Below are 15780 nucleotides of genomic sequence, written 5' to 3'. Positions count from 1 at the left end.
CAGGGTGTGAACATACCCAAGCCGGGTGTCTCATCATTGATGGCGTGAGCCATCACCACCACGACCACGCCCCCGGGCATTCCCACGCTCCGGCGGACGCCTCGGCGAGCCGCCTGCGGATCGCGCTGGGCCTGCTGCTCGGGCTGATGGCGGTCGAGGTCGTCTTCGGCGTGGTGGCGCACTCGCTCGCCTTGCTCAGCGACGCGGCGCACATGCTCACCGACGCGGCGGCGCTGGCGCTGGCGCTGGTGGCGCTGCGGCTTGCCGCCCGGCCCGCCAAGGGCGCGCTGACCTACGGCTTGAAGCGCACCGAGATCCTCTCGGCCCAGTTCAACGGCGCGACACTGCTCGTGTTGGGCCTGCTGATCGTCTACGAGGGCGTGCGCCGGCTGATCGATCCGCCGGAGGTCGAGGGCGGGATCGTGCTCGTCGTCGCCCTCATCGGCGTGGTCGTCAACATCGCCGCGACCGTCGTGCTGCACGGCGCGGACCGCACGTCACTGAACGTCGAAGGCGCGTTCCAACACGTCCTGACGGACCTGGTGGCGTTCATCGCCACCGCGATCGCGGGCGCCGTGGTCCTGCTGACCGGCTTCGACCGCGCGGACGGCATCGCCTCGCTGTTCGTCGCCGCGGTGATGCTGCGGGCGGCGTGGGCGCTGCTGCGCGACTCCGGCCGGATCTTCCTCGAGGCGGCACCGAAGAACATCGACGTCGGCGCGGTGGGTGACGCGATGGTGGGCGTGGGCGGCGTCCACGAGGTCCACGACCTGCACGTCTGGGAGGTCACCTCCGGCTTCCCCGCGCTGTCCGCCCACGTGCTCGTCGGCACCGAGGACGACTGCCACCGGGCGCGGATGGACCTGGAGGCCGTGCTGCACGATCGCTTCGGGATCGAGCACACGACGCTCCAGGTCGATCACGAGGGCGGAGATCTCCTCGAGATCGAGATCCGCGACGGAGCTAGTGCTCCGCCCCCTCCAGCAGCGAGTTGAACAGCAGCTTGTAGGTGCCGTGCGACTCGGCACGGTGCTGGACGCTGATGCCGAGCATCGCCACGTGACCGTCGCCGTAGGACACGTCGGCGACCGCGGTCTTGCCCGCGATCACGTTCTCACCCAGCAGCCAGCCGCTGCGCAGGACGTTGGACGTCGGGTACGTGACCGGCGCGGTGACGCCCGTCGCGCCGGCGGTCACCGAGAACGCGGGGCTGCCGTCGGAGTACAGGTCGGCGGTGTCGCCCATGCCCCAGGTCAGCGGGTTCTTGTTGTCGACCACGCCCGCCAGGATCGAGCCCGGCGAGTAGTAGCCGGTGCTCGGCACGCCCGCCGTGACGTCGGTCATCGGGAAGCCCGAGAACGCGCGGATCGGCAGCTGCGTCGCGTCATTGATCGCGACCAGCGTCCCGCCCGCCTGGACGAACGCCTTCAGGTTGTTCACCCCCGCCTGGGTCATGCCGCCGGTGTACTTCGCCGGCAGCGAGCCCGCCCGGGCGCCGTTGAGCATGCTGTTGTAGGACGCGTCCGGGAGGATGATCGTGTCGTAGCTGTCCTTCAGGTTGCCGGCACGGATCTCGTCGTCGTGCAGCTGCTTGTAGGGGATCTTGGACGTGTCGAACACGTAGCGGGTCCAGCCCTCGTCGGAGTTGCCCGGATAGCCGTGGTAGAGGCCGACGCGCGGGAGCGTGACCGCCACCGTGCCGGTCGGCATGGTCGCCACCGAGGCGACGGTGAGCCCGAGCTGCTTGGCCTGCGCCTTGATGCGCTGGTCGGCGCCGGCGCGCGGGGTGACGAGGAACGTGCCGGCCGGCCACGAGCCCTTGTCGGTCGTGACGGCGGCGGTCGTGCGGGTGACGGTCTCGCCCGCCTTCAGCAGCGCGAGCACGGCGGTGTAGCTGTCGTTGACGCGCGCGTCGATCGCGTAGGCCGCGGCGGGCGCCGTGACCGGGACGTTGAAGGCCGGGACCGGCGCGGTGTCGACGGGCTTGGTGTTGGCGATGAAGGACTGCGTGACCTTGTCGACCTTGACGCCCATCTGGTACGGCAGCGTCCAGCCGGCCATGTCGTACGGCCGCTCGGGCGTGCCGTCCGGGTTGCGCCGGTCCGGATAGGTCTGCGGGTTCATCAGATCGACCACGTCGGCGCGGAACGGCTGCGCCTCGCGGACGACGAAGCTCCCGGACGGGTAGGTCTTGTCGCCCACCTTGAAGGCGGACTGGGCCTGCTCGACGTCGAGGTCGGCCTGGCGTAGGACGTTGACCATCTTGGTCGCGGTCTGGAAGTCCGGCTGGTCGGACGGGATCACGTAGGCGGTGTTGCCGCCGGCGTCGATCGCCTGCTTGCCCATGCGGTATTGGCCGTAGAGCCAATTCTCGCGGCCGACGTCGGCGGTGTGCAGGAGCTCCCAGCCGGTCGACTCGATGTAGGAGCAGCTGTCGGACAGGTGCCACATGCCGCCCTTGTACGGGCTCGGGTAGAACGCCGACGGCTCGGAGGTCGAGACCTCCTGGTACGGGAACGTCTTGGGAAACTTGGTCGGGTCCTCGTAGACCGGCGTCGCCGACGCGTGCGAGGTCTCGGACAGGATCCCGATCTGGTTGTGGAAGGCGGGAGCGCTGCGCAGGCCGCCGTTCCACCACTGGTCGTACTGCTGGCGCGAGACGGCGCCGACCTTGCCCTCGCGATCCAGGCGCTGCGTCATCGCGTCGCCGAGGAAGTTGATCCCGCGCGTGACCTCGGGCGGGATGTTCGGGTTCATCGGGTCCTTGAACGGCGGCAGGAAGATGCGCGCCGGGTAGGCCGCGGTCTGGTGGGTGTTGTAGACCAGTTGCGGATACCACGAGTGCCACAGCACGTTGCCCAGATTGCGCGTCTCGGGCAGGTTGAACATGAACCAGTCGCGGTTGTCGTCGTGCCCCGAGTACTTCTGGTAGAGCTCGGGATAGTCGGAGTCCTGGAACTGCGTCCCGACGTACTTCATGTACCAGTCGGGGATGTGCTCGCCGCCGTCCGGGTTGATGTTCGGGACGAAGAGCGTGATCACGTTCTTGAGGATCGACTTCGTCTCGGGCGTGTTGGACGTCAGCAGGTCATAGGCGAACTGCGGCGCGGTCTGCGGCGGGCCGACCTCGGTCGAGTGGATGCCGAAGTCGATCCACGCGATCGCCTTGCCCTGCTTGGAGAGGTCGTGCGCCTGATCGTCGGTGAGGCCGCGCGCGTGGGCGAGGCGGTTGGCGATGTCCTGGTACTTCGCCAGGTTGGCGGGCGTCAGGTTCTCCGGCGCGGAGACGATGCCCATCACCTGGTCGCGACCCTCGGACGTCTGCCCGAGGCTGACCACCTGCATGCGGTCGCTGGCGTTGTCGAGCTGATGGAAATACGAGCTGATCTGCGTGTAGTTCGCCAGCTTGTAGTCCTGACACGGCGTGAACCCGAACGCCGACTCCGGCGTCGGGATCGTCACCGCGGCGTTGCTCGCCACCGTGGTGTCCGCCGATAGCGATACGACGACCGCGGCGGCCGCGACAGCAGCCACCGGAGCGGCCATCGCCGCCCTCAATCTTGACCTCATACCCCACCTCAGGTCGTTAGATAAAACCGCGGGCGACACTACGCTCGCGCCGCCCGCAGGCCGAGCCGATTTGAGGAAGATTTGACGTTGCCCGATGGTTAGATGACCGGGTGCTCCGCGCCGTGGTCACAGGGGTGTTGGCGGCGCTCGCGCTGGCCGGGTGCGTGCAGCTGACGGCGCACGGCGCGAGCACCCCGCGGGGACGGGTGGTGATCGCGGCGGGCGGCACCACCGGCGTCTACTACGCGTACGCGCAGGCCCTCGCGCACGAGCTCGAGGCGCGCGCGCCCGACCTGCGGGTCGACGTCGTGGCGACCAGCGGCTCGATGGAGAACTTGCGCAAGGTCGACGACGGCGAGGCGACGCTGGCCTTCACCGCCGCCGACGCCGCCGCGGTGGCGACCGAGGGCGCCGCGCCGTTCGCGCGCCGGGTCCCGATCACCGCGCTCGCCCGCGTCTACGACGACTACCTGCACGTCGTGGTACCCGCGTCGAGCGGGGTCCGTTCGATCGCCCAGCTCTCCGGTCGCACGGTCTCGATCGGGCCGTCGGCTTCAGGCACGCGGTTGATCGCGGAGCGCCTGCTCGGCGAGCGCGAGGGGAAGCTGCACGACGTCGGCCTCAGCCTCGACGCGTCCGTCGCCGCGCTGCGCGACGGAAGCATCGCCGCCTTCTTCTGGTCCGGCGGCCTGCCGACTCCAGGTGTGGAGGCGCTGTCGCGCGAGGAGCCGGTGCGCCTGCTCGCCCTCGACCGCCTGGTCGACCGCCTGCAGGCGCGCTACGGCGCGTCCTACCGGGCCGCCGCGATCCCGAGCGGGACCTACGGCCTCGCGCGCCAGGTGTCGACGCTCGCGGTCCCGAACCTGATCGTCGCTCCAGCCGGCGCCGACGCGGCGCTGATCCGGCTCGTCGTCGCGACGCTGTTCGAACGGCGCGCCGCGATCGCCCGCGCCGTCCCGGCCGCCGTCGCGCTGGACCGCCGCGCCGCGATCGAGACCGCGCCCGTACCGCTACACGCCGCCGCGCTGCGCTGGTTCCGCGACACCAAACCGTAGGCTCGCCTCCAGCCCGCGCGGCTGCAACGTGCGCAGCTCCAGCCGCGCGCCGCTCTGCTCGAGCAGCGTGCGCGCGATCGCGAGGCCGAGGCCCGAGCCGTCGACGTTCTGGTGGCGGCGGCCGCGCCAGAACCGGTCGCTGGCGCGGCAGAGCTCGTCGGGTCCCAGCCCCGGGCCTTCGTCGCGCACGGCGACGAGCGCGCCGTCGGCGGCGTGCTCGACCGACACGCGCACGGTCGAGCCCGCCGGCCCGAACTTGACCGCGTTGTCGAGGACCACGTCGAGCGCACTCGAGAGCGCGACGGGGTCGGCGATCGCCTCGACGTGCGCGTCGCCGCTGCGGCCGATCGTCATCCCCTTCGCGTGCGCGGCCGGCCACCACGCCTCGATCCGCCGCTCGACGATCGGCGCGAGGTCGATGCGCTCGGGCAGCGGATCCGCCTCCTCGGCCTGCGCCAGGTGCAGCAACCGCTCGAGGATCCCGGCGAGGTGCCGGCCCTCGCTCGCGGCGGCGTCCACTTCAGCCTCGCAACCGTCGGGCGCGCGCAGCGAGAGCGAGTCCAGCCGCAGCAGCAGCGCGCTCAGGGGGTTGCGCAGCTGGTGCGAGGCGTCGGCGAGGAAGTTGCGCTGGCGCTCGACGATCCGCTCGACGTTGGCCGCCATGACGTTGAACGAGCCGGTCAGGCGCCGCAGCTCCGGCGGCCCGCTGCCGTCCAGCGCGCGCGCCGCCATCCGGCCGGTCGCGATCTCGTGTGCGGTGAGGTCGAGGTCGAGGACCGGGCGCAGGATCCAGCGGGTGAGCCGCGAGGCGAGCAGTGCGCAGCCGATCACCGCGATCAGCTCGCCGAGGATGACCACGAGCCACGCCCGCGCGACCGAGCGGCGCAGGCGGTCCGTCGGCGAGAGCGTGACGACGGCGCCGACGACGTCGCCGCCGTTGATCACCGGCTGCGCCACCACCAGCGGCGCGCCCGTCCAGGGCCAGATCGCGTGCGGCGGCTCGCCGTGATGGCCGCTCAGCGCGACCGTGGCGAGCCGCTGGGCCGGCGCCGTCAGGCTCTGCGCGCGCAGGCCGGGGCGCGAGGCGGCGCGGACGCGGCCGCTGTGGTCGAGCACCGCGACGACGATCCCGTAGACCTCCTCGTAGCGGGCGAGCTTGGCCGCCAGAACCGAACGATCGCCCTGCTGCTGGGCGACCTGGACGAAGCGGTTGGCATCGTTGAGCCGGTCGAGGAACACGCGCTGGGTGCGCACGGACGCGAGGTCGATGCCCAGCGGGACGCCGAGCGCGAGCAGCACGACCGCCATCAACCCGCCGACGAGACCGAGCAGCCGCGTGCGCACCGCGCGTCAGCCCGTGCCGAGCCGGTACCCGACGCCGCGTACGGTCTCGATCACGCTGCGCACGCCGGTCTTGGAGCGCACCGCGGCGACGTGCACGTCCAACGTGTGCGCGTCGAACTCGTGCGCCGAGCGCCACACGCGCGAGAGCAACCGCTCCCGCCGCACCACCAGCCCGGGATGCTCGGCGAGCACCTCGAGCAGCGCCAGTTCCTTGCGGGTCAGCGCCACGGGCCGGTCGGCGACCGTCACCTCGCGGCGGCCGAGGTCGATCCGCACGCCGCCCACGTCGAGGACGCGCACATCGTCGGCGGGCGCCGGCGGGCGGGCGGCGCGCGCGCCCGACGCGACACGGCGGTGCACCGCGAGCATCCGGGCGATCAGCTCGCGCGCGTCGTAGGGCTTGACGAGGTAGTCGTCGGCGCCGAGGTGCAGGCCGTGCACGCGCCAGCGCAGGTCCGAGCGCGCCGTGGTCATGACGATCGGCACGTCGCGGCTCGCGCGAATCCGCGCGCACAGGTCGAAGCCGTCGCCGTCGGGGAGCATGAGGTCGAGCAGGACGAGATCCACAGCGTCATCCAGCTGTGCCAGCGCCTGCGTCACGCCCGCCGCGCGCGCAGTCGCAAATCCATGCCGACCGAGTAGATCACACAGGGCCCCCGCCACTCGGTCGTCATCTTCGACGACCAGCACCCTCACGTGGCAAACGCTACCACTCGCCTTCGCAGACGGACCGCCCGGTCCGCCGAACCGTGAGGGAGTTCTGACCAAAGCTGGTAGACACTCGCCATGCGCCCGTTTCTGGTCCTTGCCCTCTTCGCGTTGCTGGCCGCTCCCGCTGCGGCCCAGCAGCAGCCGATCGACACCACGCCCACCATCGCCGCCGATGGGCAGGGCACCGCCACTTTGACGCCCGACGTCGCCGACTTCTCGGCAGGTGTGGAGCGCGTGGCGCCGACCTCCCGCGGCGCCCGCAACGCGACCAACCGCCGGATCGACGCCGTGCTGAAGGCCGTCAAGGCCGGCGGTGTGGCGGACGCCGACATCCGCACCGTCGGGCTGACGATCCAGCGCGAGCGCGTCGGCAAGCGCAAGCGCGTCCGCTACCGCGCGCAGCAGACGATCGTGATCCACGTCCGCGCCGTCGCGGGGCTCGCGCCGCTGATCGACGCCGTCGCCTCCGCGGGCGCGGACTCGATCGGCGATCCGGAGTTCGGCTTCGCCGATCCGTCGCTCGGCCGGACGCTCGCCACGCGGGCGGCGCTGGCCGACGCGCGCCGGCGTGCCGACGACGCCGCGGCCGTCGCGGGTCTGCGGATCACGGGCGTGCGGAGCGTCGACCTGGACCCGAGTGGCGATTCCGGCTTCAGCGACTCCAGCGGGGCCAGCGGCGGCGCTCAGAAGAGCCCGGGGAACACGCCGACGACGGTGTTGCCGGGTACGCAGGACTTCGTCGAGAGCGTGCGGGTGGTCTACACCGCCGCGCCCGCGGTTTAGCGCGGGAGGAAGAGCAGCGCCGTGGAGACGGGGCGGCCGCCGGGCTCGGGTCGCTCCCACGCCGACCGCGGCCGGTTGCGCAGCCGGCCGCCGCTGACCAGCGACGTCGAGCCGCCGCCGTCGAGGTTCATCGCCGCGCCGCAGCCGAGCGAGACCATCAACTCGGCCAGCTCTTCCAGGGTCAGCCCGGAGTCGTGGCGCGAGCGTCCGTCGCAGGCGACGGCGAACATCCGGCCGTCGGCGAGGCCGAGCGCCGCGCGCGGGTGCCGGCCGTCCGTGATGTCGGAGTCGAACTGCGATTCGCCCGCGCTGAAGCCCTCGGTGTCGTCGGCGCGCGCGAAGACGACGGCGCCGTCGCGCACCAGCAGCGGCCCCGCCTGCAGCAGGTCGCCCGCCGGCTGTGCGGCGATCTCGCTGCGCGGGCGGATCGACGCGACGCCGCCGCGCACGTGGACGCACGCGCGCACGCCGTCCCACGGTGCGTGGAACGGCACGAAACGGCGTGCGACACCGCGGGTGCGCACCTCACCGAGAGGGAGCGCGTCCGGCCGCACGAAGAAGCCGCCGACGAGCGCCTCGTCGTAGCCGCGGGCGGCGCACCACGGCTCCAGGCGCGCCTGCGAGCGCAGCACCGCGACGCGCAGCTCGGTCGTCGCGGTGTCGTAGCGGGCGACGTGCACCATCGTCCGGGCGCCGTCGGCCAACTCGACGCGCGCGCTGCGCACCCGGCCCAGGCGGGGCAGCTTGAGCGGTTCAACCGAAGCGAACGCCATGGGTCACAGGATCGTGGCCATCCACGCAAAGGTTGTGAATAGGCCGTTGGCATAGGTTCGCCCGACTTGCGGTCCCACCTGCGCCGACCTGTCAGCGCGAAGTGATCTGCGGCGCCTTGGCGGTCCGGGTCTTCAGGGTCCGGACCGCGGAGGTCGCGCCGGTCTTGGACACGGTCACGGTGATCGTCGCGGTCGTCGGGATGCGCTGCTTGATGTACGTGGCGAGGTTGACGGAGCTCGGCGCGTTGCGCTTGACGTAGCCCTTCTTCGTCAGCCCCTTGGGGCAGCCCTTGCCCTTGCAGGTGACCGTCACGGTCGCGCCCGCCGGGACCTTGGTGAGGCGCAGCTTCGTGAGCTTGGTGCCCTTGCCGGAGGCCGAGAGCGTGAACGTCAGCCGCTTCGCCGCGCCGACGACGGCAGGCCCATCCGCCCCGTCGCAGTTCTCGTCGACGCCGTTGCCGGGGATCTCGGCCGCGCCCGGGTGGATCGCGGGGTTCGCGTCGTTGCAGTCCGCGCGGAGATCGGAGCCGTCACCGTCGCCGTCGCGCGCGGCGACCGACCAGCTGCGCGTGGCGGGTCCGCCGACGTTGCCGGCCAGGTCGGTGCCGCGGACGCTGAACGTGTGCGCGCCGGGGGCGAGGCCACTGAACGACGCGGGGCTCGCGCAGCCCGTGAACGGCGCGCCGTCGAGGCTGCACTCGATCGCACCCGCCTCGTTGAGGCTGAACGCGAACGTCTCCGCGTCGACCGCCTGCAACGCGCCCTGGCCGGGGCCGGAGAACGGGTCGAGGGTCGTGACCGGCGGCGTGGTGTCCACGGTCCAGGTGCGGGTCGCGGGGACATGATCGAACGCGCTGCCGGACTTGGCCCGCACGCTGAACGTGTGCTGCCCCTCGGAGAGCGGCCCGAGGTGCGTGCCGTTGGTCGCGCACGCCGAGTACGCGGCGCCGTCGAGCGAGCAGTCGAACGCCGAGCCGGTGAGTGATGCGTAGGTGAACGTCGGCCGCGGGTCAGAGGACGACCCGCTCGGCCCGCCCACCAGCGCGGTGTCGACGATCTGGAACGTGGTCGTCGTACTCGGACTGGTGTTGCCCGACGGATCCGTGACGGTCGCCGAGAACGAGTAGGTGCCCTCGGGCAGCACGTAGGCGTTGCCCGGCGGACACGCGCCGAACGGCGTCCCGCCGAGCGCACACGACGTGCTCGCGATCGTGTCGTTGGCGCTCACCCCGAACGAGACCTGGCGGTCGACCGTCGTGCTGTACGTGGGCGTGATCAGCGGCTTGGCCGGCGCGGTGGTGTCGGAGAAGTTGGCGGTGACCGTGATCGAGTACTTGCCGTCCGTCAGCGGAGAGAAGAAGTGGCAGTTCGCGGCGCTCACGCAGTCGGTGCAGCTCACGCCGTTGTCCGCCTGGCAGGTCCAGTTGGTGAAGGTCGACTGGTTCGGCTGCGAGGCTTTCGCCACCGCGCTGAAGCCCGCTTCGAACGACGCGACCCGGTCGGCGTCGCCCACGGTGACCAGGCCGCACAGCTTCTTGACGCCCGTCGCCCCCGTCGACACGCACGGCGCGGGCAGCCCGTTGCTCGTGATCGTGCCCGGACCCTGCACGTAGACGCCGATGACGAGTTCGGACGCGTGGGCGGAGGCGGGGATGGCGACGATGGCGAACAGGCAGGCGAGCAGGGCGACGATACGCATGGCGCGCGACGCTACATGGCGCGCGTGAGGAAGTGGACCTCCCGGTCCTCACTCACCGACCATTGGCCGCGCCGGAAGCGCACGACTGTTCCATCGACCAGTCGGGCGGCCGCCCGTCCGCAGGGCGGCTCGCCCCACAGCGTCGCCTCCAGCGGCCGCTCGGACTCCGGCGTGTCGCCCAGCCCGCGCGCGACATGGGCCGCCGGATAGGTGACGACGATCGCTCCGCGCCGCACCCACACCGGGATGCGATCGAGCGGTGCCGGGGCGACCACGGTCCCGCCGCCGGCGTGTTCGGACAGATCCCAGGTGGCGATCCAGTCGCCCTTGGGCAGGTCGACCTCGACCTCGCGCGCGCCGTTCTCCAACACGGGCGCCACCCACAGCGCCGGCCCGTAGCCGTAGGCATCGGCGACCGCCCAGTCGCGATGGCCGATCAGCGCTCCCGGTCGCACGATCGGGAGCCCGGTGCGGGCCGCCGTGGCGGCCGCGGCGCGCACGTACGGGACGAGGCGCTCGTGCAGCAACACGTGCGCGCGGTAGACCTCGAGCGTCTCTTCGTCGTACGTCCACGCCTCCTGCTCGAAGCGCCCGTGCGCGTGCATCAGCGGCGTGAAGCAGCCGAACTGCACCCACCGCAGCAGCAGCTCCTTCGGGCAGCGCGCGACGAGCTTCTCGCCGAGGTAGCCGCCGACGTCGTGCGACCAGTTGCTGAACCCGGACGCGGCCGCGGTGAGCGTGGCCGCGACGAGCGTGCGCAGCGACCAGAAGTCCGAGGGCTGATCGCCGCCCCAGGTCACCCCGACCGCCTGCTGTCCGGTCCACCCCGGGCGGCCGAAAAGGACGCCCTCGCCGGGGTGCACCTCGTCCAGCGCGCGCTGCATCGAGCGGCGGTACTTCAGGCCGTGTCCCCAAGCGGACTGCGCGCCGATGGTCCCGTCGGCGAACTGCGCGTCGTCGGGGATGTACCAGCCTTCGCCGTCGTCGGCCTTGATCCCCTGGACGCCGAGCTTGAGCACGTTCTTGGCCTGCTCGCGCCACCATTCCTCCGCGCGCGGCGAGGTGAAGTCCACGGGCGAGCCCGTCCCCATCCACCATTTGGCGACCAGCGGTTCTCCCTCGCCGTCGCGCACGAACATCTCGGGCTCGTAGTTGGGGGCGGGCGCGCGGTGCAGGCGGGCGGACTCGGCGTCGGGCGGGTACTGGCCGTCGTCGGAGTCCAGGTTCACCCACGGCGCGACCCACACCACGGTGCGCACGCCGTCCGCCCGCCAGCGCTCGATCATGCCCGCGGCGTCGGGGAACTGGTGCGGGTTGAACTCCCACGTGTTGTATTGCGTCGCCCACGGGGAGTCGAGGACGATCGCGTCGAGCGGGAGGTCGTGCTCGCGATAGCCGTCGAAGTCCGCCTGCGCCTCGGTCTCGTGGTTGTAGACGTCGCGGCTCTTCCAGTGCCCGTACGCCCACTCGGGGAGGACCGGCGGCAGCCCCGTGAGCTTCAGGAACGCGCGCAGGCGGGCGTGCGGGGTGGCGTGGGTGAACAGGTGGACCTTCAGCGGGCCGGCGTCGCGGCGGGTGGAGAGGACGACCTCGTCGCCGAGCTCGAACCGCGCGCCGTGACCCTCGGTCTCGACCCACGCCCCCCACCCGCGCGAGCTGAGCAGCCACGGCACCGGCGCGTAGTCGCCTTGCGGGATGCCGCCGAGCTCGAGCATGTCGGGCGGGCAGTCGGGCCCCGTGTACGCCCGGTCGGCGCCGAGCTGCAGGCTGCGGCCGGACTGGTCGACGTGCAGGCCGTGGCGCGCGCCGAGGCCGATGAACTGCTGCTGCGGGTGACCGGGCAGCACGAGCCCGATGCGGTGCACGCCGGCGGGTGCGGCGACCGTCACGATCTCGTGGTGGGGGGAGATCCGCTCGACCTTCGACCGGACCGCCCCGTCGACCGGATCGTCGAGATCCTCGGCCGCCATGACGCCCTCGGTGAGCTGGATGAACTCGTCCCGCGCGGTACCCGCCCAGGTGCGTACGCCGAGCTTCATGACGACCCACCTTCGCCGGGGATCGCGTCTGCCCCCAGACCGTTCACAGGACAGTCACTCCGTGTTGCCCGCCTGATTACAAAGGACCTGCTAACGCGCTCGATTCTCCAGAGACATGAAGACCAGCCGCGCGGACCTCCACTGCCACTCCACGGCGTCGGAGGAGTCGAAGCTCGGCGTCCAGCGCGCCCTCGGCCTGCCCGAGTGCGCCACGCCGCCGGAGGAGGTCTATTCCCTCGCCAAGCGCCGGGGGATGGACTTCGTGACGATCACCGATCACGACACGATCGACGGCGTGCTGACGATCGCCGACCGGCCCGACGTCTTCGTGTCCGAGGAGCTCACCGCGTTCTTCAAGGGCGAACCCCAGGCGGTGCACATCCTCTGCCTCGGCATCACGCCCGGCGACCACGAGTGGCTGCAGGCGCACTCCGACGACGTCGAGGTCGTCGCCAACTACCTGCACGAGCAGGAGATCACCTGCGCGCTCGCGCATCCCTTCTACGCGGTCGAGGCGCCGCTGCTCCCGCGTCACCGCCGCCGGCTCGCCCAGCTCTTCGACATCTGGGAGGTCCGCAACGGCTCGCGGGCGCGTGAGCTCAACCATCCGGCCGCGATCTACGTCGAGACGCACGGCGGGACCGGCGTGGGTGGGTCCGACGATCACGCGGGCGTGGACATCGGGCGCACCTGGTCGATGACGCCTTCGGCGGCCACGCCGCAGGAGTTCCTCGCCCACATCCGCGGCGGGCGGGTGAGCGCGCACGGCGAGCAGGGTTCCGCCGCCAAGTGGGCGCACGCGGCGATGGCGCTCGCGATCCGCGCTCTGGGGCGCGGCGACGGCACCGCCGCTCCCGATCCCGCCGCCGTGTTGCGGATGGTCGAGCGGGTGATGACGGAGGGCGACGCGCGCAGCGGCGCCATCGGCTGCGACCTCGGGCCGGAGGACGCGCGCGCTCTGCTGCGTGCCTGGCTGGACGCGGTCGACCTCCGCATGAGCGAGGCGGAGCTCTTGGCCTTGCTGCAGTCCGACGGGTTCTCGCATGCCGATCTGGAGCGCCGCGCGCGCCGGCACCACGAGCGCAAGCTCAAGCACGCCGTGGAGACCGCGGTCAGCGATCCGTCTCGCATCGCTGCGGCCGCCTCGGAGCTCTTCACCGCGTGCTTCGCCGCGATCCCGTACGCGCCCGCCACGGCGTTCCTCGGGCGCGAGAAGGGCAAGCTCGCCACCCGCGAGGGTGAGCCGGTGCGGGTCGCGCTGGTCGCCGACGGCATCGGCGGCATGCACGGCGTCACGCACACGATCGACGAGATCCGCGAGCGCGGCGTGCCCGGCTTCGACGTCGAGGTGATCGGCACCGACCAGCACGTCGACCGCCGCCTGAGCTCGGTCGCCGAGGTCGAGATCCCCTTCTACCAAGGGCTGAAGATCGGCGTGCCGTCGCTGCCGGCGGTCGTCGAGGCGCTGGCCGAGGGCCGCTACGACGTCCTGCACCTCTGCTCGCCCGGGCCGGCGGGTGTGGCCGCGGCGATGATCGGCCGCGTCATGGGCCTGCCGATCACCGGCAGCTACCACACCGAGCTGACCGCCTACACGGCGCTGCGGTCGGGCGACGACGCGCTAGCGGCGGGCGTCGAGGTCGCGCTGGGCGCGTTCTACGGCGGCTGCGACACGGTGTTGTCACCGTCGGAGGTCTCCGACGGGCGCCTTCGCGCTTTGGGGATCGACGACGCGAAGATCGGCCGCTGGGACCGCGGCGTCGACCTCAGCCGTTTCTCCCCCACACTGCGCACCCGCGCGGCCGACGGTCGCGTCCGCGTGTTGTACGCGGGCCGCTTGACCAAGGAGAAGGGCGTCGACCTCTTGGCCGACGCCTTCCTGGCCGCGCGGGCGCGCGACCCGCGCCTGGAGCTGGTGCTCGCCGGCGGCGGGCCCGAGCAGGAGGCGCTGCGCTTGCGGCTGGGTTCGGCCGCGACCTTCCTCGGCTGGCTCGAAGGCGACGCGCTCGCCCGCGCCTACGCCGACGCCGACCTCTTCCTCTTCTGCTCGCAGACCGACACGTTCGGGCAGGTGCTCCTGGAGGCGCAGGCGTCGGGCCTGCCGGTCGTCGCCGTCGACGCGGGCGGCCCGTCGGAGCTGATCGCCTCCGGCCGCTCCGGCGTGCTGTGCCCGCCGCGCGCCAGCGCCCTCGCCGACGCCGTCGCGGGCCTCGCCGCCCACCCCTCGTCGAGGCGCCGCTTGGCGACAGGAGGCATCGCGGCCGTCCGCGAACGCACCTGGGACGCCTCGCTCGCTGCACTGGGCGCCGGCTGGCGCCGCGCACTCGCCGCTCACGAGGGCGGCGCCGCGGGGGTCCGCGCGGCATGAACCTCGCCGGCGGTGAGCGCAGCCCAAGCGGCGCCCTCGCCGCCGAGAGCAGCACCCACCCACACATGCATACAACGCGTATACCGGGGTCAGACCCCAGTATCCACGCGGTATCCACGTTGGATACATCTCGTACACCGGGGTCAGACCCCGGTATGCATGTGGTATCCAAGCGGCCGGCGCTGCGGCTGGTCACCGCCCGCCCGCTGCGGGTGGTGGATGTGGCCATGTGGTACGGGGAGCGTTCGGGCGGCATCCGGACCTACCTCGACGCCAAGTCGGCTTTCGCCCGGCGCACAGGCGCGTTCGAGCACCGACTGGTGGTGCCCGGTGCCGCGCGCGACGTGACCGGCCAAACGTGCTCGCTGCCCGCGATCCGCGTCGCGCACTCCAACGGCTACCGCTGGCCGATCGGAACGCGACCTCTGGTCGACCTTCTGCGCGAGCTCGAACCTGACGTCGTGCTGCTGCACGATCCGTTCTGGGCGCCGCGCGCGGTACAGTCGATCGACGTGCCGGTGGTGATGGTCCACCACGGCTCGCTCGACCTCGACGCCAACGCGCTCCCCGGCCCCACCCGCCTCTATCGCGCCGGGCTGGGCGGGTGGCTGCGGCGGGCGTACGCCCGCGCCGACGGCGTGATGTCCGCGTGCGACCCGCGCGGCGACACCGGGCGCGCAGCGACGCTGCCACTGCGCTTCGGGCTGGACTCCGCGTTCTATCCCGAGGGCGACGAGCGGCGCGGCGACCACGTGCTCTATGCGGGCCGGATCGGGCGCGAGAAGGGCGTGCTCGAGCTGCTCGAGGCGGCCGCTCGGTCAGCTGACCCATGGCCGCTGTGGCTGATGGGCAGCGGCAGCGCCGAGGGTGCCGTCGACACGCGGATCCGCAAACTTGGGCTCACCGACCGCGTCCGGCTGGTCCCGCACGAGCGCGACCGCGACGCCCTCGCCTCGGCCTACCGCAGCGCGCGCTGCGTCGTCATGCCGGGCGAGCTCGAGACGTTCGGGCTCGTCGCTTTCGAGGCCGCCGCCTCCGGCGCCTCGACCGTCGCCTGCACCACCGCTCCGTCCGCGCAGCTGCTCGGCGAGCTCGTCAACACCTTCCCCCCGGGTGACCCACGCGCGCTCCTGGACGCCATCGAGCGTGCGCGTGCCGCCACCCCCGATCGCCTCGCCGCGGCGCGTTTCGCCGCGGCCAACCGCTGGGAGCGAGCGTTCGCCGCCGAGCTCGCTGACCTGGAACACCTCGTCGCGCAGAGGAGAGCTGTGTGACCGCATCACCGACACCCGAACCCCCCTGGCGCGAGACGCGCACCCCGTCCGAGCGCGCGCTCCGCGACGTCTTAGGAGCGCCGCCGGCGCGAGACGGGACGGGCGCACCGGCGCCGCGTGACGGCGCGACTCGCCCCGGCGCACCGGCGCCGCGTGACGGCGCG

At 72.2% G+C, this 15780-nt stretch carries 11 protein-coding genes; 5 read left to right on the top strand and 6 right to left on the bottom strand.

Annotation, left to right across the window (positions count from 1 at the left end):
* The first annotated feature begins 44 nt into the window (after positions 1-44).
* On the top strand, positions 45-995 hold the full coding sequence (locus tag OM076_RS32785; protein ID WP_270044369.1) for a cation diffusion facilitator family transporter: 951 nt from the start codon (positions 45-47) through the stop codon (positions 993-995).
* Here the strand turns inward: OM076_RS32785 and OM076_RS32780 are convergent.
* A complete protein-coding gene (locus tag OM076_RS32780) occupies positions 964-3546 on the bottom strand; it encodes a M14 family metallopeptidase (protein WP_270044368.1) in 2583 nt (860 codons plus the stop codon). The two genes, OM076_RS32785 and OM076_RS32780, sit on opposite strands and share 32 nt — an antisense overlap.
* 134 nt (positions 3547-3680) lie before the next feature.
* Between OM076_RS32780 and OM076_RS32775 the strand changes: the two genes are divergently transcribed.
* Complete coding sequence (locus tag OM076_RS32775; protein ID WP_270044367.1) at positions 3681-4625, top strand: TAXI family TRAP transporter solute-binding subunit; 945 nt, start codon at positions 3681-3683, stop codon at positions 4623-4625.
* Here the strand turns inward: OM076_RS32775 and OM076_RS32770 are convergent.
* Together OM076_RS32770 and OM076_RS32765 are read right to left on the bottom strand one after the other, a co-directional pair.
* Positions 4581-5969, bottom strand: coding sequence for a sensor histidine kinase (locus OM076_RS32770; protein ID WP_270044366.1), 1389 nt, complete (start codon positions 5967-5969; stop codon positions 4581-4583). The two genes, OM076_RS32775 and OM076_RS32770, sit on opposite strands and share 45 nt — an antisense overlap.
* Before the next feature lie 6 nt (positions 5970-5975).
* Entirely contained in the window at positions 5976-6665 is a 690-nt protein-coding gene (locus tag OM076_RS32765) for a response regulator transcription factor (protein WP_270044365.1), read from the bottom strand.
* Positions 6666-6755: 90 nt separating this feature from the next.
* On the opposite strand from OM076_RS32765, the gene OM076_RS32760 reads away from it, so the two are divergent.
* A complete protein-coding gene (locus OM076_RS32760) occupies positions 6756-7463 on the top strand; it encodes an SIMPL domain-containing protein (RefSeq protein WP_270044364.1) in 708 nt (235 codons plus the stop codon).
* Here the strand turns inward: OM076_RS32760 and OM076_RS32755 are convergent.
* The 3 genes from OM076_RS32755 to OM076_RS32745 all read right to left on the bottom strand — a co-directional run bounded on the left by OM076_RS32755 (position 7460) and on the right by OM076_RS32745 (position 11974).
* A complete protein-coding gene (locus OM076_RS32755; RefSeq protein ID WP_270044363.1) occupies positions 7460-8236 on the bottom strand; it encodes a phosphodiester glycosidase family protein in 777 nt (258 codons plus the stop codon). The two genes, OM076_RS32760 and OM076_RS32755, sit on opposite strands and share 4 nt — an antisense overlap.
* A 91-nt stretch (positions 8237-8327) precedes the next feature.
* Positions 8328-9935, bottom strand: coding sequence for a MopE-related protein (locus tag OM076_RS32750; RefSeq protein ID WP_270044362.1), 1608 nt, complete (start codon positions 9933-9935; stop codon positions 8328-8330).
* 11 nt (positions 9936-9946) lie between these two features.
* A complete protein-coding gene (locus OM076_RS32745) occupies positions 9947-11974 on the bottom strand; it encodes a glycoside hydrolase family 31 protein (RefSeq protein ID WP_270044361.1) in 2028 nt (675 codons plus the stop codon).
* A gap of 115 nt (positions 11975-12089) precedes the next feature.
* On the opposite strand from OM076_RS32745, the gene OM076_RS32740 reads away from it, so the two are divergent.
* Entirely contained in the window at positions 12090-14342 is a 2253-nt protein-coding gene (locus OM076_RS32740; RefSeq protein WP_270044360.1) for a glycosyltransferase, read from the top strand.
* A gap of 161 nt (positions 14343-14503) precedes the next feature.
* On the top strand, positions 14504-15616 hold the full coding sequence (locus OM076_RS46455) for a glycosyltransferase (protein ID WP_270044359.1): 1113 nt from the start codon (positions 14504-14506) through the stop codon (positions 15614-15616).
* Positions 15617-15780 lie beyond the last annotated feature (164 nt).

The sequence above is a fragment of the Solirubrobacter ginsenosidimutans genome, from assembly GCF_027587205.1.
Note: the sequence above shows the minus strand (reverse complement) of the source record. Positions and strands in the feature narration are given on the sequence as shown.